The 26,628-nt window shown below is 44.5% G+C and carries 27 protein-coding genes; 5 read left to right on the top strand and 22 right to left on the bottom strand.

Annotated features, from left to right (window positions below; translation table 11 throughout):
• Positions 1-116: 116 nt before the first annotated feature.
• From FHS17_RS05350 to FHS17_RS05335, 4 genes are all read right to left on the bottom strand, one after another.
• Positions 117-1,232 carry an AI-2E family transporter gene (locus tag FHS17_RS05350; RefSeq protein ID WP_167275908.1) on the bottom strand — a complete coding sequence of 372 codons (1,116 nt, stop codon included), beginning with the start codon at positions 1,230-1,232 and terminating at the stop codon, positions 117-119.
• Positions 1,233-1,449: 217 nt separating this feature from the next.
• The gene (locus FHS17_RS05345) at positions 1,450-2,415 is read right to left on the bottom strand and encodes a hypothetical protein (protein ID WP_167275904.1); all 966 of its coding nucleotides are present in this window, start codon (positions 2,413-2,415) and stop codon (positions 1,450-1,452) included.
• Positions 2,416-2,601: 186 nt separating this feature from the next.
• Positions 2,602-3,429, bottom strand: coding sequence for an SDR family oxidoreductase (locus tag FHS17_RS05340; RefSeq protein WP_167275900.1), 828 nt, complete (start codon positions 3,427-3,429; stop codon positions 2,602-2,604).
• Positions 3,430-3,660: 231 nt separating this feature from the next.
• Complete coding sequence (locus tag FHS17_RS05335; protein ID WP_167275897.1) at positions 3,661-4,155, bottom strand: arsinothricin resistance N-acetyltransferase ArsN1 family A; 495 nt, start codon at positions 4,153-4,155, stop codon at positions 3,661-3,663.
• Positions 4,156-4,250: 95 nt separating this feature from the next.
• On the opposite strand from FHS17_RS05335, the gene FHS17_RS05330 reads away from it, so the two are divergent.
• The 5 genes from FHS17_RS05330 to arsC all read left to right on the top strand — a co-directional run bounded on the left by FHS17_RS05330 (position 4,251) and on the right by arsC (position 8,424).
• The gene (locus tag FHS17_RS05330; RefSeq protein ID WP_167275892.1) at positions 4,251-4,700 is read left to right on the top strand and encodes a MarR family winged helix-turn-helix transcriptional regulator; all 450 of its coding nucleotides are present in this window, start codon (positions 4,251-4,253) and stop codon (positions 4,698-4,700) included.
• 63 nt (positions 4,701-4,763) lie between these two features.
• A complete protein-coding gene (locus tag FHS17_RS05325; protein WP_167275888.1) occupies positions 4,764-6,161 on the top strand; it encodes an NAD(P)-binding domain-containing protein in 1,398 nt (465 codons plus the stop codon).
• A 186-nt stretch (positions 6,162-6,347) separates the two neighbouring features.
• A complete protein-coding gene (locus tag FHS17_RS05320) occupies positions 6,348-6,656 on the top strand; it encodes an ArsR/SmtB family transcription factor (protein WP_167275884.1) in 309 nt (102 codons plus the stop codon).
• Between the two features lie 14 nt (positions 6,657-6,670).
• On the top strand, positions 6,671-7,963 hold the full coding sequence (locus FHS17_RS05315; RefSeq protein ID WP_167275870.1) for an arsenic transporter: 1,293 nt from the start codon (positions 6,671-6,673) through the stop codon (positions 7,961-7,963).
• 35 nt (positions 7,964-7,998) lie between these two features.
• The gene (arsC, locus tag FHS17_RS05310; protein WP_167275865.1) at positions 7,999-8,424 is read left to right on the top strand and encodes an arsenate reductase (thioredoxin); all 426 of its coding nucleotides are present in this window, start codon (positions 7,999-8,001) and stop codon (positions 8,422-8,424) included.
• Between the two features lie 26 nt (positions 8,425-8,450).
• Here the strand turns inward: arsC and FHS17_RS05305 are convergent, their stop codons facing one another.
• The 18 genes from FHS17_RS05305 to FHS17_RS05220 all read right to left on the bottom strand — a co-directional run bounded on the left by FHS17_RS05305 (position 8,451) and on the right by FHS17_RS05220 (position 26,516).
• On the bottom strand, positions 8,451-8,666 hold the full coding sequence (locus FHS17_RS05305) for a hypothetical protein (RefSeq protein WP_167275860.1): 216 nt from the start codon (positions 8,664-8,666) through the stop codon (positions 8,451-8,453).
• A gap of 1 nt (position 8,667) precedes the next feature.
• Complete coding sequence (locus tag FHS17_RS05300; RefSeq protein ID WP_167275857.1) at positions 8,668-8,865, bottom strand: WYL domain-containing protein; 198 nt, start codon at positions 8,863-8,865, stop codon at positions 8,668-8,670.
• Between the two features lie 163 nt (positions 8,866-9,028).
• Positions 9,029-11,332, bottom strand: coding sequence for an ATP-dependent DNA helicase (locus FHS17_RS05295; protein WP_167275853.1), 2,304 nt, complete (start codon positions 11,330-11,332; stop codon positions 9,029-9,031).
• Positions 11,333-11,452: 120 nt separating this feature from the next.
• Positions 11,453-12,130 (bottom strand): hypothetical protein, encoded by a 678-nt coding sequence (locus FHS17_RS05290; protein ID WP_167275849.1) that lies wholly within the window; start codon positions 12,128-12,130, stop codon positions 11,453-11,455.
• Between the two features lie 22 nt (positions 12,131-12,152).
• Positions 12,153-12,686, bottom strand: coding sequence for a hypothetical protein (locus tag FHS17_RS05285; RefSeq protein ID WP_167275846.1), 534 nt, complete (start codon positions 12,684-12,686; stop codon positions 12,153-12,155).
• Positions 12,687-12,808: 122 nt separating this feature from the next.
• A complete protein-coding gene (locus FHS17_RS05280; protein ID WP_167275843.1) occupies positions 12,809-13,219 on the bottom strand; it encodes a hypothetical protein in 411 nt (136 codons plus the stop codon).
• Positions 13,220-13,262: 43 nt separating this feature from the next.
• The gene (locus FHS17_RS05275; RefSeq protein ID WP_167275840.1) at positions 13,263-13,802 is read right to left on the bottom strand and encodes an NAD(P)H-dependent oxidoreductase; all 540 of its coding nucleotides are present in this window, start codon (positions 13,800-13,802) and stop codon (positions 13,263-13,265) included.
• A 33-nt stretch (positions 13,803-13,835) separates the two neighbouring features.
• Positions 13,836-14,411, bottom strand: a complete 576-nt coding sequence (locus tag FHS17_RS05270; RefSeq protein WP_243865174.1) for a TetR/AcrR family transcriptional regulator — start codon at positions 14,409-14,411, stop codon at positions 13,836-13,838.
• A 129-nt stretch (positions 14,412-14,540) separates the two neighbouring features.
• Positions 14,541-15,782, bottom strand: a complete 1,242-nt coding sequence (nagZ, locus tag FHS17_RS05265; protein WP_167275837.1) for a beta-N-acetylhexosaminidase — start codon at positions 15,780-15,782, stop codon at positions 14,541-14,543.
• Positions 15,783-16,224: 442 nt separating this feature from the next.
• Positions 16,225-18,822: a phosphoenolpyruvate synthase gene (gene ppsA, locus FHS17_RS05260; RefSeq protein ID WP_167275834.1), complete on the bottom strand. Its 2,598-nt coding sequence runs from the start codon at positions 18,820-18,822 to the stop codon at positions 16,225-16,227.
• Between the two features lie 212 nt (positions 18,823-19,034).
• Positions 19,035-20,660 (bottom strand): ATP-binding protein, encoded by a 1,626-nt coding sequence (locus tag FHS17_RS05255; RefSeq protein WP_167275831.1) that lies wholly within the window; start codon positions 20,658-20,660, stop codon positions 19,035-19,037.
• Between the two features lie 150 nt (positions 20,661-20,810).
• Entirely contained in the window at positions 20,811-21,926 is a 1,116-nt protein-coding gene (locus FHS17_RS05250) for a DUF3626 domain-containing protein (RefSeq protein WP_167275827.1), read from the bottom strand.
• Between the two features lie 140 nt (positions 21,927-22,066).
• On the bottom strand, positions 22,067-23,140 hold the full coding sequence (locus FHS17_RS05245; RefSeq protein WP_167275824.1) for a polysaccharide pyruvyl transferase family protein: 1,074 nt from the start codon (positions 23,138-23,140) through the stop codon (positions 22,067-22,069).
• A gap of 16 nt (positions 23,141-23,156) precedes the next feature.
• The gene (locus tag FHS17_RS05240; RefSeq protein ID WP_167275820.1) at positions 23,157-24,290 is read right to left on the bottom strand and encodes a glycosyltransferase; all 1,134 of its coding nucleotides are present in this window, start codon (positions 24,288-24,290) and stop codon (positions 23,157-23,159) included.
• Positions 24,280-25,008 (bottom strand): glycosyltransferase family 2 protein, encoded by a 729-nt coding sequence (locus FHS17_RS05235; protein WP_167275816.1) that lies wholly within the window; start codon positions 25,006-25,008, stop codon positions 24,280-24,282. Before FHS17_RS05235 ends, FHS17_RS05240 begins: the two co-directional genes overlap by 11 nt.
• A 29-nt stretch (positions 25,009-25,037) precedes the next feature.
• A complete protein-coding gene (locus FHS17_RS05230) occupies positions 25,038-25,229 on the bottom strand; it encodes a hypothetical protein (protein ID WP_167275812.1) in 192 nt (63 codons plus the stop codon).
• Positions 25,226-25,624: a hypothetical protein gene (locus tag FHS17_RS05225; RefSeq protein ID WP_167275809.1), complete on the bottom strand. Its 399-nt coding sequence runs from the start codon at positions 25,622-25,624 to the stop codon at positions 25,226-25,228. The genes FHS17_RS05230 and FHS17_RS05225 overlap by 4 nt, the downstream gene beginning before the upstream one ends.
• A 199-nt stretch (positions 25,625-25,823) precedes the next feature.
• Positions 25,824-26,516 carry a copper homeostasis protein CutC gene (locus FHS17_RS05220; RefSeq protein ID WP_167275803.1) on the bottom strand — a complete coding sequence of 231 codons (693 nt, stop codon included), beginning with the start codon at positions 26,514-26,516 and terminating at the stop codon, positions 25,824-25,826.
• Positions 26,517-26,628: the final 112 nt, after the last annotated feature.

Genomic DNA, 26,628 nt, shown 5'->3' with positions numbered 1-26,628 from the left:
ATATTCTTATCATGCTCAGTTGGATGAAAAAAAATGAGGTAGAGGAATTGTGCTCAGAAATAAAAATAGCCGTCCGGTAAGCGGACAGCTATAAACCTAAATCAGTTGTATGACCACTAGTGGTGTTTAGTAACCTCCGCTAGTGGATCTTTCGGCGGGATGCGGTTATTCCTGCGGAAACCATAGGTCCGAACAGCAATGATCTTGATGATTGCATAGACGGGAACAACAATGATCATCCCAAAAGCTCCAATAATTGAGCTGGCACCAATGACAAGCAGCATGACGGTGAACGGATGAACGTTCATTTGCTTTCCAATAATCCGTGGGCCGATTAAGTTCGCTTCAATCTGGTTAGAGACGACAAGCACGATGCCGACCAGCAGTACCGTCATTGGAGAGACAGTAAGCGCTACGACAGCCGTTGGAATAAAGGCAATCAACGGACCAATGTACGGAATGAAGTTCGTAATGGCGGCGATTAAGCCCAGCAGCAGCGGATAAGGCATATCAATCAGCAGGTACCCGATGAAGGTCAGTACACCGATAAGCAGCGACGTGAGCACTTTACCCAGAATGAATTGGCCGATCGACGCATCAATATCCTTAAGCGCACCACTCACCTCACGATGATAACGCTCCGGCAGCATCCGCAGAATGTGACCGGGGAGCTTATCTCCTTCGCTCAGCAAATAATAGATCATGAATGGAACAAGACCAAGCAGGAAGAAGAAATTCATAATCAGATTAAAGATACCACGTACACTTCCGACGACGGAATTAAGCAGTTCATCCAGCGATCCGGTCAGCTTGTTCGTCAGATTTTCCGAGGAAAGAGCGTCCTTCTGCCCGATTTCCCTTATCCACTCGTGCTGCTGCACGGACTCTAGCCATGTTCGTACGGAATCAACGATCTGCGGAAAGTTGTTTACTAGGGTAATGGACTGGTTCCGAATTGGAGGCCAGATCATCCAGAAGAACAAGTAACAGACACCAATCGCGCCGATGTAGACCAGTAGAATGGCGAGTGTCTTCGGCAGCTTTTTTGAGAGCACCCTCACGAACGGACGGAACAAATAATAGAACATGCCCGAGATGAGCAATGGCACGAACAACGCGGCCAGCACTTTACCAATCGGATCGAACACGAAATTGACTTTGGAAGCCAAAAAAGCAATCAATAAGACAACGATAATACCATAACCAATGCGAAACCACTTGCCTTGTGGCATACGGACAAGTCTCCTTCGTAATAATATTTTCTCCTAAATCCCTTACCATCTTAGCCACATACGCCACATGTTATTACTTCGTTACTAGCTTTATCATTTTAACTAGACCCCAAATGAGTAAAGACAGAATAACACCTGCTATTAAAACTTGAATAATAAGATTTTCCCAATCTTAAGTTAATGCAATCATCTCAAACTAAAAGGAATCTTACAAGATTTAACTTAGGCTGTAGCCATTAAAATAGTGCACACCATCGTGAGCGGTGTCACCTGGTTTGGTTCTTCGATTGGTACTGAACCAAAGTTTACCCCCATTGGAGATACCAACACCTTCGATCTCAAATAGGTCGGAATAAGCAGCTGAAGTAATGCGGAAAGATAGATTACTATCTGCCTTTATTGTCCCTGTGGCCTTAGATACATTTCGATAAACGAGTACAACGCTGACGTTCTTATAAGTTAGCGGGACATAAATGATATTGTTACTGTAGCCGAGGCCTTGAGATGCATATGAGGTGATGTTGGATATTGTACTTCCATTAACCTTTGCATCTTTAATATTTAGGTTAAAGCTGTTGGTTACTTTAATGGTACCGCTATTTGAAGTCAATGGGATCGATCCCCTGTAAAGACCCAGGCCGGATTTGAAGAGAAAGTTTATTTTATTCGCGTCTTTGCTCGTAATTTTCACACCTGACATCGCTTTGTTTGCACCATTGTATTTGAACGTGTATTGACCAACTTTGTAAAAGGTTGTTCCCACATATTTCAGCTTCACAAGACTCATACTTCCGGCGTTCATCGTGACAACAAACATATAAAATTTTCCGCCTATCGAACTGAGAACTACATCATTAGCATGGCCGAGGTATGTAGCATACGTTGTCCCGTTATCCCCGTTCTTCATGAGTGTAGTGGATCCGTCGCTCATTTTGGTACGGTAAATGACCGCTTTAGTATTGCTGCTATTAACTTTTACCGAATAAACATACGCAGATCCTACAGCAAATCCTTGTGCGGCGTAACATCCATTTGCATTGTTGAGTTTTGCGACTGTGCTGTATGTGTTGTAATAAGCTGCACTTGCTGTGATGGGAAATAGCATCGCTGTGCAGAGGAGAACGCCTATAAATAGGGTTAACCCTTTCATCATTCTGGTTTTCCTTGGAACTATGCTCTTCATTTGTGAGACACCTCCATCAAAATTTGTATATTAAATATAAATTATTAACCTAAATCCGATATCATTCAATCAGTTATTTTGAAAAATGTATTCATCAGTGAGCATAGCTGCACGTTACTGCAATAAAAAATGGCAGCTGATCAAGAGGATCAGCTGCCATTGTGATGTCCGAAGTATTAGCCACGCCTACAGGAGTGTCTCAGCTCCATCGATGTAAATCTCTGTGCCAGTAATGTGACTAGACTGAGCGGAAGCGAGGAACAGAACCAAATCGGCCACCTGCTCTGGTTGTCCCGGGCCATGCTCCAGCGGTTGTGATCCTTCCGGATACTCAACCGGGATTCGAATTTTGTCTACCGCCTTCGTACTATTGGTGTTCTCACCGATATTCGTCTCGATTGCCCCTGGGCAGATGGCGTTAACGCGAATACGGTAACGGGCTAACTCCAGTGCGGCCATCTTTGCGAAGGCGACTTGCCCGGCTTTGGAGGCACTATAGGCAGACATGCCAAACCCAGAAAATTTCCGGTTACCATTGATTGAGCTGGTTATGACAATGCTGCCCCCCTTTGTTTTCATATGAGGAACTGCGTATTTGACCGTTAGGAACGTCCCCCTCAGGTTGATCCCAAGCGTCTCGTTCCATGACTCAGGCGTTAAATCCTCAATCGGAGCGAGCGTGCCGTTGACCCCAGCGTTGGCGAATATGACGTCAAAACAACCAAAGCGCTCTGCCGCGGCGCGAATAGCGCTCTCCATTCTGCCTGGATCGGACACGTCGACGTCATAGAACTCGGCTTCTCGGCCCATGCCGCGAATCTCCTCCTCGACGTCCTCAGTACGCCCGTCGATCAAATCGAAAAGGCAGACATTCGCTCCCGCCTGAGCGAGTTTTAGTGCGGCTGCCCTGCCAATTCCCGACCCTGCTCCCGTTACTAACGCCGTCTTACCTGCGAGTAGAAGTCCTTCGGTTGGCGTTCCAGCTCGTTCCTCATCATTTAATCTTTGACTCATCACGAATCTCTCCTTTCAACCTTGGGTATTGTCATTTATTGTATACCCGACATTGAAAAGGACTAATCAAGTAATTGCTTAAGGAGATGATAAACCTTGGTTATCGCATAGCATCGAGCATGGCAAGATTAACTCCATCCTCAGCAGGAGGTGCCAAATGCGCGGCATTCCCGATAAATGTTACAAGATTGTTTAAACGAAGGTAACCAAGTGATTGTAAAGAAATTCTTGTCACAGTATCTTATCCATCACCATGACATCAACAAAGTTACCGTCTAAAATACCATGTTTATAGAAGATTCCAACTTCTCGATATCCTTGTTTACGGTATAATCCTTGTCCTTTACCGTTGAATGAAAAAGTAAAAAGAACAATCTTATAAAAACTATTACGTAAAGCAGTTTTTTCAAGTTCAGTTAGCAATATGCTTCCAACACCCTGTCCTCTATGTTCTCTTTCAATATAGATCGACAATTCAGCTACACCATCATATGCGGAACGTGGAGAATACTTATTTAAGGATGCCCAATTCACAATTGCATCTTCTTTAATAGCAACAAGTACAGAATACCGTTCACTACGATTATTGAACCAACCTTCCATGTAGACTGTGTCTTTGGGTTCAACTTCTAGAGTAGCAATACGATCTTCAATACCTTGATTGTATATGGTTAGAATCCTTTGTACATCCGATGGAGTTGCGCCCCTCACGAGTATCTCAGACATTAGTTTCCCTCCTGCTTGTGTTATAAAATCGATTATACATATATACTTGCAAACTGCAAATAATAATGTTATAAATAACTCAGGAGGTCATGCAAATGGAAAATGTGAGGAATATGTTTCAGATCTTGTCCCGAAATTTCGGTTTGTTAAATGAACAATGCTGTGATTCCTGTTGCGGTCAAGAGGTATCGCTAGTACAAAGTCACATCCTATATGAAGTTAATCGACAGCATAATCCCTCCATGCAGGATGTTGCAGGTGCACTGGGAATGGACATCACAACTTTCAGCAGGCAGGTTAAAACATTGTCTGAAAAAGGATTATTAAAGAAAACCCCCCATCCTTCTGATAATCGTATTAATATTTTGTCACTAACGCCTGAAGGTTTACATGTTGAAAATGCTATTAACCTTACCGTAAATGCTCAGCTTAACGGTGTCCTTTCCACGATGAGTGAATTTGAGCGAGAAACAGTACTACGCTCCATTGAATTGTTTAATGATGCAATGCGAAAATCACCTGATTGTTGTGTGCCTCCAAAATAATGGAGGCTTACACATTGAGTTATACTTGCAAAATGCAAATAAAAAATAAGGAGGAATTGAAACATGAATAAACAATTGCCTACAGCTATTATAGGTGGAGGTCCAGTAGCGTTAGCTGCTGCTGCTCAGCTGGTAAAGAGAAACATGCCTTTTATTTTATTCGAAAAAGGTGCTCAGATCGCATCCTCTGTACTAAGTTGGAAACATGTAAGAATGTTTTCCCCTTGGGAGTTTAACATGGATTCAGCTGCAAAGGAGCTTCTATTAGAGACTGGTTGGCAATCTCCAGCGAAAGGTCATATGCCTACTGGGCAGGAATTAGTAAATGAGTATCTGTTCCCACTAGCACAATTGAAGCAATTACACCCCCATATTTATCTTAATTCAACGGTTAAAGCCATTTATCGAAAAGGATTCGATAAAATGAAGACAGCCGGCCGGAATCTTGCCGCTTTTATTATCGAATATGAGCAACACGGGAAATTATTACGTATAGAGGCTTCTTCAGTTATAGATGCCACGGGAACATGGCTTACACCTAACCCGATGAGCACGAGTGGTCTTCCTGCAGACGGTGAAATCGATTATAAAGATCACATTCAGTATGGTATTCCAGATATTTTAGGTGTGTATAAAGAACGTTATGCAGGGAGAAACATCGTTGTTGTTGGTAGTGGCCACTCCGCTATACAAGCACTTACCTTATTGAATGAATTGAAAATGGAGATCCCTGAAACAACCATACATTGGGTGCTAAGGAAACATAAAGTCGCGGATGTCTTTGGTGGAGGAGAAAACGATGGTCTTCCGGCACGCGGGGCACTAGGCACGCTGGCTAACCACTATGTACAATCAGGTAATGTACAAGTACACACCCCATTTCTTATCGATCAGATAAAGAGAAACCTTGATACCTTGTCTCTGCATGGAACAAAATTAGATAAGACTTATGCTATTGATAAAATTGATGAGGTCATAGTAGCTACAGGGGCTAGGCCAAACTTTAGCTTCCTTTCTGAGTTACGTTATGCAGCTGATACCGCTGTGGAATCCGTCCCACAATTAGCTGAATTAATTGATCCTAATATTCACAGCTGTGGCACCGTTCGCCCACATGGTGAAGCGGAACTTCGTCAGCCTGAGAAAGACTTTTATATTGTCGGATCAAAAAGTTACGGCCGTGCCCCAACATTCTTATTGGCTACAGGATATGAACAAGTTCGCAGTGTTGTGGCAGCATTAGCTGGCGATTTTGAAGCTGCACGTGAAGTGAAACTTCATCTATCGGAGACAGGCGTCTGTTCTGTATCCAAGTCACTAGAAATGAATGAAAACAGCAGTTGCTGCACTCCATCCCCTAAGAAGATAACTATTAGACCAATCGCAATAACAACTGTTAAGAGTAATTGCTGCAGCACAAAAAATACATCGGTATCAAGTGATTCGAATACAGAATGTTAAGGAATAGAGAGGCTTCTGCACAATGCAGAAGCCTTTTATTGTATCCCCTCTTTGTTTTCACAATGTTAACGTTTGTTAACTCATTTTTAAATTAGTATTCACTAATATAATTATTTACTTATATAATTAACCGCGTATATAATAACCCTATGATCAGCAAGCTAGTTACTGAAAGGGGGCAAGAATTTGCAAACGATTGAGGAACTCTCCGATACTCTTAAGCTTCTCTCTGATAAAACCAGGTTGACCATTATGGCGCTTCTGCGGCATCGGGAGATGTGTGTCTGTGATATCGTTGAAATTTTAGAAACTACTCAACCTAATATTAGCCAACATTTGAAAAAACTTAGAATGGGCGGTCTAATTAACGAGGAGCGCCGAAGCCAATGGATTTATTATTCTTTAAACTTAGATGATAAAGATTATTTGAAGCAGCTTATCGATCAGCTTCCATCTATGCAAGAGAAAATTAACGCAGTTAAAGGCTGTACTTAAACCAGGAGGCTTTTATGCTGGCTATCGCATCAATCATTTTTTTAGTTACGTTAGTTTTCGTCATTTGGCAGCCAAAAGGTCTCAATATTGGTTGGTCTGCATGTGGCGGTGCTGTAGTCGCACTCCTTTTTGGTGTTGTCAATTTTCATGATGTGTGGGATGTAACTCAAATGGTATGGAACGCTACTCTAGCGTTCGTTGCAGTTATTCTAATCTCACTCATTCTTGATGAGATTGGTTTCTTTGAATGGGCAGCACTTCACATGGCTAGAGCCGCCAAAGGTAACGGTCATTTGATGTTCGTGTATGTCATTTTATTGGGTGCGGCAGTTGCTGCTTTTTTCGCAAACGATGGTGCAGCTCTTATCTTAACACCTATTGTTCTAGCCATGGTCCGGGCGTTGAAATTTGATGAACGCATGATTCTTCCATTTATTATGGCAAGCGGATTTATTTCAGATACAGCTTCCCTTCCACTTGTCGTTAGTAACTTGGTGAATATCGTGTCATCAGACTTTTTTGACGTAGGATTCGCGGAATATGCTAGTCGTATGATCGTTCCTACCCTCTTCTCTGTTGCGGCGAGTTTACTTGTGCTCTTTCTCTTCTACCGGAAAAGCATACCGAAGCAATATGACTTGGCACAATTAAAGAAACCGGTTGAAGCGATCAAGGATATGCGACTATTCAAAATCTCCTGGATTATCCTTGCTGTTCTTCTAATCGCTTATTTAACAAGTGAGTTCATTAACGTACCGGTTTCTGTTATCGCTGGAGCTGCAGCTATCATCTTCTTGCTGCTTGCCCGCCAAAGTCGTGAGATCCATACCTGGAAGCTCGTAAAAGGTGCGCCATGGGCAGTTGTCACCTTCTCTATCGGGATGTATGTCGTTGTATACGGTCTCCGAAATGTTGGATTGACAGATGAACTAGGCGATGTATTTAAATGGGTCGGCGATCAAGGCTTATTTGTAGCCACAGTTGGATCTGGATTTATAGCCGCTGTCCTCTCTTCGATCATGAACAACATGCCAACAGTAATGATAAATGCACTTGCAATTGATAATACGAATTCTACAGGCGTGCTTCATGAAGCATTCGTGTATGCGAATGTGATTGGCTCTGACTTAGGTCCAAAAATCACTCCTATTGGTTCGCTCGCTACCCTGCTCTGGCTGCATGTACTGTCCAGTAAAGGTGTTAAGATTTCCTGGGGAGCTTACTTTAAAACGGGTATTATCCTAACGGTACCGGTCCTGTTTATTACTTTATCTGGGCTCTATCTCTGGCTTAAAGTTGTAGGTTAAATCAAATTAAAATTACATTCCAAAGGAGTTTTAAAATGTCTAACAAACCACTTGTTTATTTTCTATGTACAGGTAATTCATGCCGCAGCCAAATCGCTGACGGCTTTTTGAATGCCATTGGTGGAGATAAATTCGAAGTAAAAAGCGCTGGTCTTGAGGCTCATGGATTGAATCCTAGGGCAGTCCAAGTGATGCACGATGCCGGTGTAGATATTAGCGGTAATAGCTCAGACGTTATTAATCCAGAAATATTGAATCGTGCTACGTATGTCATCACACTTTGCGGTCATGCTGATGAACACTGCCCTGCCATTATGAACCCTAATGTTATCAAGTGGCACTGGGGATTTGATGACCCTGCCAAAGCAACAGGTACGGAAGAAGAAATCATGGAACAATTCCGCACCGTCAGAGATTCCATTAAAACACGTATTGAACAATTTGTGATCAATGGTGAGTAAGCAACTCCATTTTCAGTGAACAGTGCTCATTTTGCATAAAGCTGCCATCCTGGGATGACCTTTGCATAATCACTTTCCCATTCAATAAATCGTTCCTCATGCAAACGCTCCAGTGCCTTTCGAATCTGGCCGGTTTCCCGGCCAGCTAAACGTGCCAATTCAGGGATAAGTATACGTGTATTCTGATGGCCGTTCCGGTTGAAAAGGATCCGCAGCAGCTTACGCTCCGTGTCGTTTAACATTTTAAGCCCCCTCTATTCTTTGTGCTATTTCAAGGTCCACAATGCGATCAAGATTAAAAATACGAATGGCTAGTGCCTGGTAGCAATATGCCTTTAGCTGGCCACCTTTAACCGAGATAACACGCACGTTCCGAATACTAACCTCACGTTTCCGATCGATATAAATAAGCTGCACAACCTTGCCAATAAACTTCTCCATTCGCTCCACCTCGCAAGAACGTTTGTTCTTATTATACACCAAACATACGTTCTTGTTACAAGGTATAAAAAAATCCAGCGCCACCGCTGGACTGAAAAGAAAAAAGCCGCAGAATATGCGACTTTCATGCGACAATTAACTACCGTATTTCAACTTCCAATTTTCAGAACATACTCCGCCACTCAGGAGGCAGAAGTCTGGCATACTGCGGTTGTGTGTATCGGTCGTCGATGAGTAATAGCGTTCCATGGTCTTGTTCCGAGCGGATAAGCCGGCCTCCCGCCTGCAGTACCTTGTTCATGCCGGGAAATACATAGGCATATTCGAAACCGTTTTTCCCTTGGTGGTCGAAGTAATTTTTGATAATATTCCGTTCCGGCCCAACCTGCGGCAGCCCAACGCCGACGATAGCAACGCCGGTCAATCGGTCCCCAACCAAATCGATACCCTCCGAGAAAATGCCGCCCATAACGGCGAACCCGATCAGTGTGCCTTTATTACCGGTTGCGAATGAGGCCAAAAAAGTCTCTCGCTCATCCTCAGACATATTTGACCTCTGGACGAGTGTACGACCTTCTACCTTTTCGTTATCCCACAAATCCATAAACCGTTCATATACACCGTTCAAATACGCGTAAGATGGGAAGAACACGAGAATATTGCCCTGGTGACGACTGGCCATCTCGTGAAGTAAACGAACGACTTGATCCATCGTCCGCTCCCGGTCCTGATAGCGGGTTGACAGTCGTTCAATCCGGACATCGAGCTGCTCCGGTGAGAATGGCGATGGAATGACGACAGAGTAATCCGTCTCAGTGTCTCCGCCCAGCATGTCTATGAAATAATGAAGCGGCGACAGCGTCGCGGAGAACAAAATTTGTGCCCGGTAGCCTTTAGCATACTGTCGAAGTAGATGCGACGGATCGAGGCAAAACAGCTTCAACCGAATGTCGCTCCGTTCTTTTTCAGCGTAGGTGATATATCGCTCATCGTATAGCTTGGCTATGCGTAAAAAATGCTGGCAGCCGAAATAGACGTCCGACAACAATGGATCTATATCCCCCGCCGCCAGCTGCTGTTCTACAGAGCTAACAAGCGACTCCAAGAGATCAAGCAGCTCCTCGGGAAATTCACGCTCCGCAGCTACGTCTTCTGCGCTACTGTCATTCTCTTCGATCGATTTACGCAACGCGATGAAATATTTGTTCACTGCCTTCGCCGATTGATACACAAGCGGGCGGATGTTTTTGCTTGCGCGTTGCAGCTCGAGAAAATCCGCTTTTTGCAGCTCGGCCGAATACATCTCGCGCGCCCGATCGACGAGGTTGTGTGCTTCATCAACAAGTAGAGTTGTTTGCCGTTTCTGCTCCTCGAACAGCCGCTTTAGGTTGACTCGGGGATCGAAAATATAATTGTAGTCACAGACAACCGCATCAGCCGCATAGGCAGCATCGAGCGAGAATTCGAATGGACAGACCTGGTGTTTACGGGCATAACGCTCGATGACTTCGCGCGTCATCCCTGTCTCGTTACCAAGCATATCAAGTAGCGCAGGGCCAACGCGGTCATAATACCCTTTGGCATATTCGCAAAATTCGGCACTACAGCGTACCTCGTCTTTAAAGCACACCTTATCCTTTGCAGTGAGCGTAACGGTATGCAGATGCAGACCGCCTTCGCGCAGCATCTCAAGCGCCTCTTCCGCAGCAGCCCGCGTTGTTGTCCTTGCTGTCAAATAAAAGAGACGCTGCAGTAGTCCTTCACCAATCGCTTTCACTGCCGGAAACAACGTTGACATGGTCTTGCCAATGCCAGTTGGTGCCTTTGCAAACAGCTTGCGCCCATCCGATACCGTCTGATATACGGAAGCTGCTAGCTTGCGCTGCCCCTCCCTATATGATGGAAACGGGAAGCCCAGTTCCTTAATGCTGGCATTTCGCTTCTCGGCATGTTGGCTTTTTAACGAGGCGTAAGGATAATATCGATTAACCATATCGTGGAGGAACTCCTCGAGCTCCATAAATGTCATCGTACGTACGAATTGATGACTTTCCCCGTTGTCTATTTGTACGTAAGTCAACTGAACGCGCATCGATTCGAGCTCTCGGTCCTTCGCAACCATATAGGCATAACACTGCGCCTGTGCCCAGTGAACGGGGTACGTCTCTTCCATAAGGGCGGGCACTCGCCCGGAAAAGGATTTAATTTCGTCAATGGTTAGCCCGTCTTCCGTCTGAAGCAGCCCGTCGCAACGGCCGTCTACAACAAACAACAGGTCCTCGCGAGTAATCTCCGCCGATACGTAGACCTCTTTTGCATCCTGCTCGCCATACTGTTGTTGGATCTGCCGATGTGTGCGGGACCCTTCCTGAAGTGATGTGGCAGATCTAAAGCCTGATTCGATATCTCCACTTTGATAGGCATATTCGACCAGCGATCGTACGGATAAATGCACAGTTTTCGTCATACCGCTCTCCTCGCCCTTATCCGGTCCATTATTAGTATTAACTCGACTATACCAAACGGATGTTCGGCAGTAAAGGCTGGTGAACAAGATACTTTAAATTGAAGCTCTCATTCAAAGATCTTATTTTTTCTCAACATATTGCTTTAGCTTTATAAATTTTAATCTCTCTTTCCCAACCCAATCTTGTACCTCTGCAGGACTGGTCAAAGTTTCAGGCTTATCACCAATCAAGTCAACAGCTGCAGGTAATAATTCTTCATGTCCATTCTCTATCTCATCTAGAATGAACGGGATTGCTGGAGTCCCTAGTTCTTTAAGTTCTTCATTTTTGGCTGCTTCTGGATTGTTTGATTCTGCAATTTGCTTGGTTTTAGCAGGGATTTCCTTTAAGTGACTCTTCCATGTACGGGAGAAACTATCTCCAGTAGACCATTGAAAATTGGATTTCTTCAAATCAACCTTAGCAATTTCTTCCACTGCCAAAGAGAGCATATAATCGACCAATCCGCTGCCCGGTGAAGCATCAATTATTTCCTCTATGTATGGTAAAGCGTCATTACCTAAACTAACGATGTTATCGTATTCTTTATATGCTTCCGTATAGTCATATGGACTACTGCTTAATGCCAATTTCGTACCGTCATTAAGTTCATTTTCTAAATTAGTCTCAATAGCCGCTATGTTTGCATTGATTGCACGTTCAAAGGAAGAAGCATCTGTCGACTCATGTAATGAGATAAGCAAAGCTGTAATTGTGGCGCTGACAGCAAATATTCCGGCAAAAGTTTTTTTCTCCATACCAATGACTAAATCCTACCTCTCAAAGTGTACTTACTCGATAGCCAGTTTCAGCGTTATGAGTAAAAGTCCTGATCATACTATTCTCATCAATAAAATATGAACGTACCGATTGAATTTCAGACTCACGGAAGGCAACCATCATGAAATGCTTAAGCAGGAAATTAAATGTCAGAGTGATAAAAGCCTTAACTTTAGATTCGGTCACTTCCATTTCTCGCTCTAGCTCTAGCTCGATCTCGTATAGCTCTACAACCCCAAAGGGTGGAATTTGATCCCAGTAGTCAAAATCCGTATCTTCTATATCCTCCATAACGCTTTGTTCCATTGAGGGAAGCATTGGTGAGTTTTCCTGCCATAAATCACTCAGCTTAAACTTTAAAGCTAGTCCTATGTCACCACATAGAATTTCAATATTGGCATGGTTCATATTGCGGCCTGGACGAACGGAGATTTGGTGGTGTTCGACACAACGTTTGATCTCCGGTCCTGCCTCTTCCCAAGCCTCAAATCTGAAATCTTCCTCTTCTAAAAATAAATAAACCCTTGTTGCCATGACGTTCTCCTTCAAAAAACCACTTTATTGTACGAATGAACGATCTATTCGAATTTCGGTAATTAAACCATTCTTTGACCAAAACTCTATTGTCATGTCCTTTTTCCAATCAACATAGCCTACTACGGGGTCAGACATCTGCTCTTCTCCACGGTTGTAATAAGACCCGCCAAATACTTCCATAGCATCGGATAATTGTGAACCTTAATTCCTTTAGCAACTTCCATACCATCTTTATTTAGAACAATACGAATAAGTTTATGCTCTTTATTAGCAGCCGCAACAATGCCTTGATCTATTTGGTAATAATCATACATAGCATTATTAATCTTAGTCATTGGTTTCCCTTTAAAAGCGTCATCATCTAGACTTTCGCCCAAATAATATCCATATGGCTTAGCTATCGATAAATCAGTACTTTTCGTATGCCAAAAAGAGTATTCTCTAGTTAAATAAAAATGAACAAACCAACCCAAACCAATTATATCGAATAAGAGGACCCCTATTAATAGAATTTTAGTTTTAATGTTCAACTACAAAGTCACCTCAATTTCTCAATTGGTCGAAACGTTCCTGTTAGTGAAATACGCTGCCCAGCGGGCCCGTAATATACGCAATAAATTGACGGGCATCCCGTTCAAGGTCTTCAGCCGAAGCGTTCCTTACATCATGCAGCACGAATGAGGGAGCAAAAATACCGTTGCAACGCGTTATTGTCGCTTGGAGTGGTTTGGTGTATTCACTGATTGTCGACCAGTTGTAGCCGCCTGCTTGATATCCTTCTTCCGAGCCGCCAGTCGTAATGGCAAGCACGAACGTCTTGCCTTTCAGCTTATCTCCACCGGGGCCGTAAGCCCATCCCCGCATTAAAACATCCTCGAGCCATTTTTTCATCAGGGCGGGACAACTGTACCAATAGAACGGAAATTGTAAGATGATACGATCGTGCTCGAGTAATAGGCTTTGCTCCTTCGCGACATCAATCTGGTAATCCGGATATTCTGAGTCCAAGTGACGAACCGTTATGTCAGGAACCTTCAGTAACTCGGTCAATCTTCGTTCGTTGGCACGCGATGACGCCAAGTTTGGGTGCGATGCAATAACAAGTATTTTCATAAGTCATTCTACTTCCTTTCGAATACGATTCAATCACAATAGCTTAAGAGCTGCGTTCACCATATCCGATAGGACAAGGCGGTCTTGGTTCACTCTTGCCATGACACTAATACCGTGATTCAAGCCGTTGAACAAGCGCGCTAACTCTACAATATTTTTATCCTTCGTTATTTCCCCTGATTGTTGACCTTTCTCGAGCAATAGGTAAAATTCATTCTCCAGTCCTTCGAATCTTTCCTCAATTAACCGACGTACTTGATCGTCCACTTGATCAAGCGAAACTGCGGTATTGGTGATAAAGCACCCTCGAGGAAGAGCTTCGTCAACAGACATATCAATATGCAGTGTAAAATAGTTCTGAATCCCTTCCTTAACCGACTGCGCGTTTCTTAGCACATCTCGTTTGCGGTCCCCGATATGCTTGTAGTGGTTTAAAGTTTCGATAAACAGCGATTGCTTATCGCCGAAAAACTCATAAAGACTAGATCTGCTAAGACCGGTCTGCTTTAGTAGATCCGGAATCGCAACCGCTTCATATCCTCTTGACCAAAATAAATGCATTGCTTGCTGGAGCACATGCTCACTGTCGAATTCTCTAGGCCGGGCCATATTTTTCACCTCTCAGGTGTATTATATTTGTTTTGGAACGTTCAGTCCATAACTGTTTCAAAAAAAGTGAATACCGTCTTGCTCACAAATATCGAGCACCTTCAGGTATTCACTTTTAGTACCATCACTTTATCTTTTCAGGGCAGCTTGGATATGCTGATTCAGTGTAGACACATCGGCAAGCGAAGTTGGTTGATCCGATAAGTCGAAGCTTTGCTTAAGCTTTGCGATGCGATATACGCTGGCATCAATAACCGATTGCGGAATTTTACCGCTTTTCGCTGCAGTCATTAGAGCATTCAGTACAGCTTGTTGCTGTGTTAAATCATGCCCAACAAGAACAATATCTGAACCTGCCAACACAGCTTGCACAGAAGCGGGACCTATCGCCTTAAACTTTTCTACAGCCCCCATCGTCATGTCGTCAGTGATAACAACACCGTCAAATTTCAGCTCACCTCTAAGGTAGTTTTGAATGACAGTGCGGGACATCGAAGCGGGAGTATTGGGATCAAGCTTAGACATTAGAATATGGCCGACCATCACTATAGGAGCGCCTTCCTTAATTGCTGAACCGAACGGCACGAATTCTATGGAGCGAAGTCGCTGAAGATCGTGATTGACTACTGGCAGCCCGAAGTGAGAGTCAACGGAAGTATCGCCATGGCCGGGAAAATGCTTAACAGCGGGTATAACTCCCTGCGACATTATTCCAAGCATCTCATTCACACCCATGCTGCTGACCACTTTTACAGTAGTTCCAAAAGCTCGGTCGCCGATGACCGGATTGTTGGCATTCGTATTTACATCAAGCACCGGTGCAAAATCGGTATTAAGGCCGACGGCATTCATCGCTTCACCTAGTGCAGCACCAACTTGATAAGCATATTTTGTGTCCTTCGTGCTGCCAACGGTTTTACTCGCGGGGAACGGCGTTATTTCCTTTGGTAAACGAGAAACACGCCCTCCCTCCTGATCCGTGCTCAAGAGAAGCGGCAGCTTTCCGCCAGCATCATGATTGATTTGCTTGAGTTCATTTACAAGCTTATTCGTTTGTGATGCGGATACGATATTATTGCTATATAAAATGATTCCTCCTACTTGGCGTTCCTTTATTAGCGAGCTGATCTCCGGCTGTACTTCCGTACCGTCCATGCCAACCAACACCATTTGGCCTATCTTCTCAGATAAGCTCATAGATGCAACCAGGTCGGCTATCTGATCAGCAGCTGGCTGCTCGTGGACTACAGGCTGCGGAGCTGAAGGCGGCGCCTCGGAAGCATTTGAATCTGAGTGCGTAGTACTACATCCGGAAAGTACGATGAGCAAGAACGCAGCTGCGTACACGAAAAAGGATCGATGGAATCGCATATGAGCCTCCTATCTAAGCTACTATTTGGTAGTATTATTCACCTGCAGGAAGCGAGCTTATACGTTGGCATGCCCGTAAAGACATATACGGTTTCAACCCTTATAAATAATCTTTCTTAGCTCATTGTCTGGTCTTTCGGAATTTCATAGCCTTGACCACTATTAACAGTGTCTACAAGCAAGGCAGTGCTGTACCTTTTGCTCAAGCCTCAAAACAGATTACTAATAATGACGAATTAAGTAGCGACAATGTTTCCATCCAGTTGTTTTCTAAAACTAAGCAGCCTATTCTCACCTCTAGTAAGATAAATTTCAAAATGACCACCAAATTGTACCACTTTCTTGCGATCCTGTGCTTTATAAAAAAACAAAGGCAACCGGTTGTGATGGCCGGCTGCCTTTGTTTCTGGATTCAACTATCGTATCCATTTCATTTCAACAACTACAAAATTTCAATATAACCGTCTGTCCCATGTACACGAATTCGCTGCCCATCCTGTATTAGTTTGGTCGCATTTTCCACTCCGACAACGGCTGGTAAGCCATATTCACGTGCGATTACAGCTCCATGAGTCATCAATCCACCAACTTCTGTAACGAGGCCACTGATAGATACAAACAATGGTGTCCAGCCGGGATCAGTGAATTTGGTGACCAGAATATCTCCATCTTCTAGATAAGCATTGTCCATATTTAAGATGACTCGTGCTCGTCCTTCAATTACGCCTGAAGAAACAGGCAGACCTGCAATAGCTTCGGCAGGGAGATTTTCTCGCTTGTACTCACCTGTAATAATCTCACCATCAGATGTGATAACACGTGGGGGAGTTAGTTTTTCGTAAAATTTATAGTCACCTTTTCGCTCACTGATGATCTGATAATCCAGCTTGTTTGTGCGTACGACTTCGTGAAGCTCTTCAAAAGAGAGGTAGAATATATCTTCTTTTTCAAGAATGGCCGACGCATGTACGAGCTGTTCCGCTTCTTTCAGTAAAGCCTGTTTATAAACGAAATAGCGGCTGATCCAACCATATTTTGGATACTCCCGATAGCCAATGAAGTTGCGGATGAGGTCGATCTTTTGTTTTGTTTCTTCAGCTTTCTGTTCACCATCCGGTAATTGCTTCAATCGTTCTAATAACTCTTGTTCTTTTTCCAAAGCTTCCTGGCGCCCTTGCTCAAACTTTTGATGGCCGGCATTAGGCTCAAAGGCTTTGATGTTACCCAAAATCATGGGAACCAGTGTAATTGGTTTTTCACTCCAACGCGTTTTAGAAATATCGATTTCTCCGGCGCATCGCATTCCATATTTATTGAGATAAGCATTGATTGCCGAATGAGCTTTTTGCCCGCCTTCGAACTTAACTAGTTCATCCAAAAAGTTATCATCTTCAACATGCTGTAAATAATCAATAACTTCCGGATAAGGACGAATGACATCGGCAACATCCATTAATGCCAGACCCATCTCCGAGGTAATATTGTTTGGCACAGATTGAGACAGCTTATCAGCTGCGTTTTTCTCACCTAACCACTCATTCATTTTTTCATTGATCCATAATGAAGCATTGATAGCAGACATAAACACAGCCGTACTTCGTGGGTCAAATAAGATCTTCTTTAATTGCTGGATATCTTCCAAAATAAAATCAAGTAAATCCGATCCTGATTTCGTCCGTATGTTCTGTTTCAGCTCTTCTACCGATGCGCGATTACTTTGAATCAATTCAGCAACGATGTTCGGATTGTTTTCAATTTGTGCCTGCATATCTATATTACTTCTGCCTAGACTTGGTGCTGTTTGATCAGTTGGTGGTAACAATTTTATAAAATCCCGCTCTATTACGGTCATGAGTGCGCCTTTTGTGAGCGGATCGGGCCCAACGGTATTTAATAATGTTTCCCGGCTGACAGATGTTGCCAGCCTTGGCGCAACATCAATAAACAATCTCCCACCGGCTATACGCATAGGTGCAGGAGTAATTAACAGGTAAAAAGACAATCCCATTGGTTTTATGGGATCTGTCATCATTTGTTGATGACCAACAGATAGATAGACGTGATTTTCTTGATCATTTGCTTCAGGGATCGGGAATAATGTAGTGATCGGACGGCTCTGGACAATATAGAAGGTACCATCATCCAAACACCATTCGATGTCTTGGGGGCTGCCAAAATGTTCTTCGATCTGTCTTCCGATGCGTGCCAGCTCTAAAATTTGTTGCTCTGTGAGTGTTTGAGACACCTGCTGTTCAGGATCAAGCTGTATTGTCTCTGTACCGCCTTCTTTTCGTCCATAGATAGCTAATTTTTTAGCTGCTATCCTCTTATCGATGATTTTTCCATCGCGAACTTTATAACTATCAGCCGATACCAAGCCAGAGACCAGTGCTTCCCCAAGTCCAAAACTCGCATCGATGGAAAGCACCTTACGATTAGAAGTAATGGGATCAGCGGTAAACAAAATGCCTGAAGCCTGCGGGAAAACCATCCGTTGAATGACAACGGCTAAATAAACTTGATTGTGATCAAATCCATTTTGCATGCGGTAAATGACTGCTCGATCCGTAAATAGTGAAGCCCAGCATTTGCTGATATGCTGCAGGATTGCTTCTTTGCCGATGATATTCAAATAAGTGTCTTGTTGACCAGCAAAAGAGGCATTCGGCAAATCTTCAGCAGTCGCACTAGAACGAACGGCATAAGCATGTTCCTCTCCAAACTTGGAGAGATAATGAGTGACGGCTTCCACAACCTCGGATGGGATTTGTATATCCAGTATGAGTTGTCGAATATCCCTGCTGATTTCCGTAATTTGAGCACGATCATCTGATTTTAGCCCTGTTAGTCGATTCAGTAAAGCATGATACGTTTCGTTTTGCTCGATGGCATTTTGATACCCCTCTGTAGTAACGCAAAATCCTTCTGGTACATGGATTCCTTCTATTGTTGATAATTCCCCTAAATTTAACCCTTTTCCTCCAACGAGTAAAAGCTGCGTGTTTTCCATTTCCTGAATACCAAGTACGAATGAGGTCATTCAATCTCTCCTAACTACTAGTAAATTGAGAAAAACCATTTGACAAGAGTTTTAACGGCATGCTACAATAAAATTGTAAGATGAACTAACTGTACTCTAACTCAAAAAGACGGTGATGGTCTGATTATAACATTGCGTCTACATATAGGCAATACAAAAAGAACCTGGGCAGCTGCCCAGGTTCTTTTTGTTGATTGTCCGCTCTACTTGCATCATTCATGGCTCGGTAATCTGATCTCAATCCGCGTGCCTTCGTTGACCTTGCTTTGATAGTTGATGCAGCCATGATATTGTTTAATGATTTTATGACTAATCATAAGACCAAGCCCCGTCCCCTTCTCTTTCAAGCTATAGAAAGGTTGTCCCAATCGATGAAGGTGCTCCTCGGGAATACCGCAGCCTTGGTCTTGAATAGTAATAAGGCATTCCTCGTTATCTATTTGCAGGCCAATATGAATTTCTCCGCCATGTGGCATGGATTCGATCGCATTCTTAAATACATTAAGGAACACCTGCTTCAATTGATTCTTCACACATGTAACCGGGAAATACTCCCCTTGGTATTCGCGTTTGAACTCAATATTGTTTAATAACGACTGCGGTGCCAAAAACTCGAGTGTCTGTTCGATGACCTCTTTGACATTCGTTGTGGTAAAGGCATTAGCTTGCGGTTTAGCCATCGACAGAAGCTCGCTCGTAATGATCTCAATACGTTCCAATTCGTCTTGGAGCAAATCGCCGTACTTCATTGTGGGATTCTCAAGGTTATACAATTGGAGAAACCCTTTGATGGTGGTCAGTGGATTACGGATTTCATGGGCTACACCTGCCGCCAATTCCCCAACAATGGACAACTTCTCGGACTGCACAAGAAATTCCTCCGCTTTTTTACGCTCGGAAATGTCTCGGCTGATGATGACGATATGCTCAATTCGGCCACCCTTCCCCTCGATCGGCTTACATAGCGAATCAAATGGTATTAAACGCCCGTCTTGATGCACGAATCGAATTTCCAATGATTGTGTTGTCTTCCGCTCCAATATCTTTCTTACGGTTTGGTTAAACACCATCGCATCATTGGGGCATATGATACGGTCCAGCTCCGCGCGATCCTGTGCTAGACCGGGATATCCTAACACAAACGCATGCGAAGGTGAAAAATATCGTATCGAGTGATCAGGATCCATTACCACGATAAGGTCGGATGTATTTTCTGCGATGAGGCGATACTGATACTCGCTTGCGTTTAACGACAATTCCATCTCATTTCGTTCAGCAATGGTCCGACGCAGTCGTTCATGGGATTCAATTAGCAGCCCACCTAATAGGACTCCTAATATGACGAACAATAAATACTGAATATGAAAGAGTGGCTCGTGAACTAGAATACGGAATGTAAACACGATTGTCATGTAAACGACGATGTAAGCACCTGACAACGCCAGGCTTCTCTTAAAGTGCGGTAACTGCCAACGGGAAAAGTAAGTGTGCAGGATGGAAAAGACGACCATGATAAATAACCAGCCGGCTATTGCCGGGAACCAATTTCCGCTTGAAAGCAAACGGATAGACAATGCGAATAGACCAGTGATAATGCCCGGAACGGGACCTAGATAAGCAAATGTCAAAATGACAGGGGCATAACGGATATCATAAACATATCCTTGCTGTTTCACAGCTAATAGAACGAGAACAATGGAGACGACGCCCGCATAGAGACCGCTCCAAATCAGCGGATGCTTTAACGGTCTGAGGTTGATAAATGAACGGATTACTAATGGTGTACTAACCAAGAGAGAAAAAATCGCCAGATTCACGATGTAATCAAAAAGAAACAAGAAATATCACCTACGCCTCGTAGTCTTGCTATAGCACCGTTGACTTCACCTGCTGCGTTAATCCTTCTGCGTATATGAATACTATGTTTATCCGCGAAATCCTTGTGGTATCGAACTAAAAGTTTTATATTCTTCAAATCCTGCCATTATTTAGACGTTTTCCAATCTAGTTTGTTGCGCAGGTTTGCCATATCGCACTAACACATGCCACATGTATTTTAATTCCTGAAGAACCTCCTCATAGGTTCCCCTATCACTCCAATGATCCGCATTGCGCTTTAAATCATTAACGGCAGCTCCAACGATACTAGCATCAATAAGATTTTCCCTCGCAATTCTTCGTGCCAATGACGGCATAGCTGGCCCCCTGAAATCTGATGGCACTTCATCAGCCTGAATCGTAAATCCCTTATGCCAATGAAGATCTATTGAGTATTTCATACAAAGTTTCTCCAAAGTATTCCCTACGACAGTTCTTTGAAACGAGGGGTCTGCCACAAGGATGTCCACGTCATCTTGCAAAGTAATATCACCGTGAACCTGAGCTTCAATAAAATAATTAAGATTTCGACTAGGCATCTGTTCTAGGCGATTAGTGATCAGGGATTCCGACGCGTTCAATAATCGGTCGAGTACTTTTCTTGGTGAGAGATTGCTCTCTCCAAGGGTGAATTCTCGGAAAAATGCGTCTTTAAGAACAGCAGCTATAATATCATCGAATTCTTGAAAGGTTCCTTGTACAACAGGATAATCCTGGGAGCCTCCATATGTAAATGTAGTACGATAAGATGCCTGTAGAGTTAGAAGGAAATAACATGACCCAAATCTTGGAGATGGACCATCAGAATGATACATGACATCCAACGCTCCGTATTTCGGCCTTTCACTGTGGGTTACGCCCGCCAGCTGATAGGCTCCTCCAAACAAGTCCCTCTCCCAGACATCCCGGGCACCACCAGGAAAGGCAGACACACTGCCATTAGAAATCTGCGTTTCAAACTGACTTTTGTAAATTCCTTGCTCAAGTAATGCTTCCGCTACACTTTTCATGTCTGCAATTGGGCGGTCTGGATGGAAATGCATCGCTACTCTGGCTTGCGAATGCAATTTCGAAACGTAAGCCTCAAAGATCTCGAAGGGGATATTTGACAACTGGAGAATTTCTCGGATTGATTCTTGTGCAGCCGCTCTCCTGATACTAGCATATTGACTGATATGCTGATAAGCCATGGTTTGTGAGTTCGTAAGGCGACGTTCAGTTGACATGTTATCACCATCCTTAAGAAACAATTAGGCATGAGTCCTATTTGCTTGCTGCCTCGATAATAGCATATAAGTTCTCATTCTGTATTCCTGCACAATAAAAAGCTGAATCCATCTTATCTGTGAGGACTCAGCATATAAACTTAAAATAATCGCTCCTGAAATGGCGTAATTAGCGATTGATATGCAGCCTGACGCCCCTCATCCAGCTTATTTATAAAACCTTCACGTAAAGCCGCTGCAGCTAGAACTTTCTCTGTCAGCTTCTCGGCCAATTGTGGATCATCAGAAGCTGCGATCCAATCGGTTAAGTCTAGTCCATGCATTAGATCAAAGCTTTTGAACCGATATCCGATGCAGACAAATGGAACGTTCGCCGCCGCTGATAATAGATTGGCATGCAGCTTAAAGTTAATCGTCGCTTCGAATCCAGCCAGCAGTTGTACATAATCCGCTGCGGAATATACTTTTGGATCAAACGTAACACGCTCATCATGGCCAAGCTTGCGGTAAAGACTGGCCAGCGCCTTCTCGTCAGCCCCCCAGACTGAATACAGATGAATTCTGTACCCGAGTGCTAGCAGTGCTCGGCCCGTTTCGGCTAGAGCGTCCTCCACTCGTTCCTCGCTGCCACCGTAAATCCGGTTATAGGAGGTTCCCCAATTGATGCCAATCGTCCGATGCTGTCCTTCTGTGCTACTACCCAATTGCAAAGCTGGCATAGGCTTCAGCGCGTTCATCAACATCGCGGAATCCCCGCTGATGGTGATATGCTTAGGCAAAGCCCCAAGCGATTCAATATAATCCTTCGTCCATGGCCCTCGGATCCCGCAATAGACGCTTTGCTCCATCACAGCCTTCAGCTTCATGCGATAAGGAGCACTTTCAACGGTTGTCTCCGGCGTAAGCTGCCCATCTTGCGATGGCGCCCACTTATGAAGCCGGTCATGGCCGCTGCCCCATATGATGGTCCTCTTCCCTAACTCCAGCGCCTCATGAACCAGATCGACATACCCCGGGACAATCAGCGATCCACCGCCAAGAACGATCGTATCGTACTGGCTTACTTTCTTCCATTCCACTTGCGGAAGTGAAGGAATAACTTGATACTCGTCGCCCTTTAGATGAGCCTCCGACATGGCTTTGAACATCTCCCACATCCACTCATCCCCAAGGTTGTTGAAGCCAATCCAACCTAAATACAACACTTTTCGCATTACTATCACTCCATTCCTATCCATTCTTCTGAAGCAAGGAATTATACAGCTGCTTCATCTGAAGGGCTTTATCGCGAATATGAAAATTCGCCCGAGCCCATGCTTGTCCTTGCAGGCCCATCTCCTCCAGCTTGTTAGCGGAAGCAAGTGCCTTGCTGATTACCTCCCCGATCCTCTGCTCGGAGGGGCGCTCCTTCGAATTATGGTCACCAAAATAATATTGCCAGGCCTCTTCATATACAGGCTGTTCCACAAGGCCAAAATATCCGTGATTGCCTATTGCGAGCACAGGCTTGCCACACGCCATCGCCTCGAGTGCAACTCTTCCGGTCCCAACGACAAGATCTCCCAGATTGTAATAATCACGCATTTGCAGTTGACTACCAACCAGATGGACAAAGGTCGTATTGCATTCAAGGTTCACTGTCTCTGCCAATTCGGCGATTGTGGCAGCTTGGTTGCCTGAACCTGCGATAACTAAGTGGAGAGGAAGCGATTCATTTAATCGAATCGTGCGTGCTGCTCGCACAAGCATCGCGCATACCGCGGCCTTGTCCCATGCTAGACGGGACGCATAGACCACAATCTTTTCTCCTTCTGGAATCCGAAGACTGGCGCGCAGCGCAGCAGAAGATTCGGAGCGATATTGTTCAAAATTAATGCCATTAGCAATCAGATGTGATGGTATGCCCATGGCATCTAAATATGCTTGCACCGGAAGGCTAACGCTTATGAAGGTGCATCCGCCAGCCTTCATAAGCTGAAGCTGCTCTGGCGGATAGTAAGCACCATGCACGGTAAACACAACCGGGATGCCCAGTTTCCTTGCTGCTTCCGCTGCATATAGACCGGACGGCGTTTGGTGAATATGCACCAAATCAATTTTCCTGCTGCGCATAATCTGAGTAAGCTTGTATACCGCCTTCACCTGGTTCGCCGGGTTCAGCAGCTGCTCAGCCGTCAGCTCCACGCGATGAATCGGGCATCCTGCACGAGCATAAGATTCATACATCACTCCGGTTCCACCTGCGTATACGGGCATGACACCAAGCGATGGGAAAGCCTTCACAAAGCTCAGTACATAGGTTTCTGTACCGCCAACAGCTAAGCTGTCCATTACCATTAACAGACGAATTCGATTACGTGTCATAGCCATGATCCCTATTGGAGTTACCGAAATAATTGCGTGAGCGCTGATTCTGATGTTTGCGGTAGTAATACAGCACCTCCCGCAAATTATCTACGTTTCTCGCTCCTGGCTTAATCACTTTCGCTATAAATTCGTAATCCTCGGCACCTTCTATACGTCTTGTATGTCCTCCGATACGATCAAACACTGCCCCTCGGAACATCGCAGTTCCGTGGCAGATACAATGTCCGCCTTTTGTATAGACTTTCCCGATCTGATCACCGTATTTGAGCCAATGCACTGCCTTCCGGCTGTCCGGCTTTCCATCTTCGAACACTTCGTAATTCGTGCCGAGCAGATCGATCTGCGGATTATTGTTCAGATAAAGGACCTGCCTTGCGAGCCGCTCTGGATGAGATAGATCATCTGCATCCTGGATAGCGATAAATTCCCCTTTGGCCAAATACATCCCAGCCGTTATTGCTCCTGCATAGCCTGTGTTGCGTGGAAGTCGAAGCGTATAGATGCCCTTACCTTCCCGTAATAGCGGCTCGTTGTTGTTAAGCCAATTCATAACCTTTTCGTAAGACCCATCCGTAGATGCATCATCTATGAGAATGAGCTCCCAACTGGGGTATGTTTGATTAAGCAGACTCGTCAAGCAATCCGTCAGATAGGGAAGCTTGTTGTAGACAGTGATGACTATGCTGACCAGTCCCGGCACACGTTGAAACGACAATATTCTCTCCTCCCTTCTTTCGGTTATTGTTAAAGCATTCGGATGTAAGAAATGAAACGCAGCTGAATGATTGCATAGCTGCCATTCTCATAGCCGAAAACCTCTGACGTGCGCAGTGTCACCGCTGTGCCGTCTACCGACACTAGCGTTCCACTAATCGTTTCTAGAGCACTCGCGATCTGAATCTCCTTATTCACGAGCGACTGTAATTCTTCAATCATCGTTCCACCTGCTTTCCTGTTAATTGAAAGGCTACCAGCTGTTCCAGCGGCACCATAACGCTCGTCCCTCCGTGCTCGCGCACGACCAAATAATCTCCGCCAACCTTAGCAATAGTCCCTTCGATTGTCCCGGCTGGGGTTAACAGCTCGGCTGGCTTGCCTGTGTACGGTTCAAATACTGATTTGAGTTTATTCAAGCTGTACGAACCGATATCTCGCTGTTCTTCAAGTCCAATCAAAGTCAATTCCTCTCGAATGGTTTGTCGCAGCTCTGTCATGAGCGTTGACGCATTTAGTGGTTCCAATGCCGGCTCCTGAGCTGATCTTGGCTGCAGCAGGCGAGCCAGTCCGTCGAAATATTCCTTCAGCTCTTTCTCATTAACGATAATCTTCATCGCTTCTCTATCCCTCCTAATCCATAATGAAAACTATTAATCTTCATACTTACTAGGGTATACAGATCATAGGAAGAACGATTGAGACATTAAACTATCATCTATGAAAATTTTCATTTACCTTACTACTAAAAAGTAAAGGCCACCGATCATTATGGTCGGTTGCCTTTACTTTTTTGAAAAAGATTATCGATCGATATTACTTAATAGCATGCACGTTGTCCGCGAGCATCTGAAGAATGAATGGGTCAATCGGAGACAAGTTGGATTTACCATAACGAACCGCTGATCCGAAATGCACTTCCTTTACTCCGGTCTCCTGAATAAAGCCCGTAATGTCTTCCGTTGTAAGACCGCTGCCAGCCAATATGGTCAGTTCGCCTTCGCTGGCTGCGGCAACAAGCCGAGCCATCTCCTGAGCCGACTCAATCGCCGGCCGCTGCCCGGCAGAAGTCAGCACACGTGTGATTTGTGAATACTTCATAAGTGTGTGCAACCCCTCAAGCTGATCTTCCAGCTCATCGAAAGCTCGGTGGAACGTCACTTGCAGCCCTTCGGTGAGCGGCAGCAGACGCTCAAGCGCATGCTCGTCAATATTCGCTTCCGAAGTTAAAGCGCCAAGCACAATGCCTGCTGCGCCAGCTTTTACAATCGCCTTTATTTCCAAAGCCATTGTATCGATATCATGCTCTGCATAGACGAATGAACGGCTGTGTGGGCGCACCATTACAAATACCGGAATGCGGACTGCACGAACGACTTGCTCAACCAAGCCGATCCCAGGTGTTAAGCCGCCTTCCGTAATAGCCGTGATAAGCTCCAGGCGGTCTGCTCCATTCGCCTCAGCCGTCAAAGCATCGTCCATACAAGTTGCAATCACTTCTAATTGCATGAATTAACCTCCTAATTGCATGTACATATGCCATGTGATAGCTCTACTATAGCCGGCAAAGTATGCTTCTTCAACGTTTGGGTATAGTATCTAGAAACACAAAACATTTCCA

This window comes from Paenibacillus lupini, from assembly GCF_011761355.1.
Lineage (GTDB): Bacteria > Bacillota > Bacilli > Paenibacillales > Paenibacillaceae > Pristimantibacillus > Pristimantibacillus lupini.
This window is presented reverse-complemented; position numbering and strand designations above follow the sequence as displayed.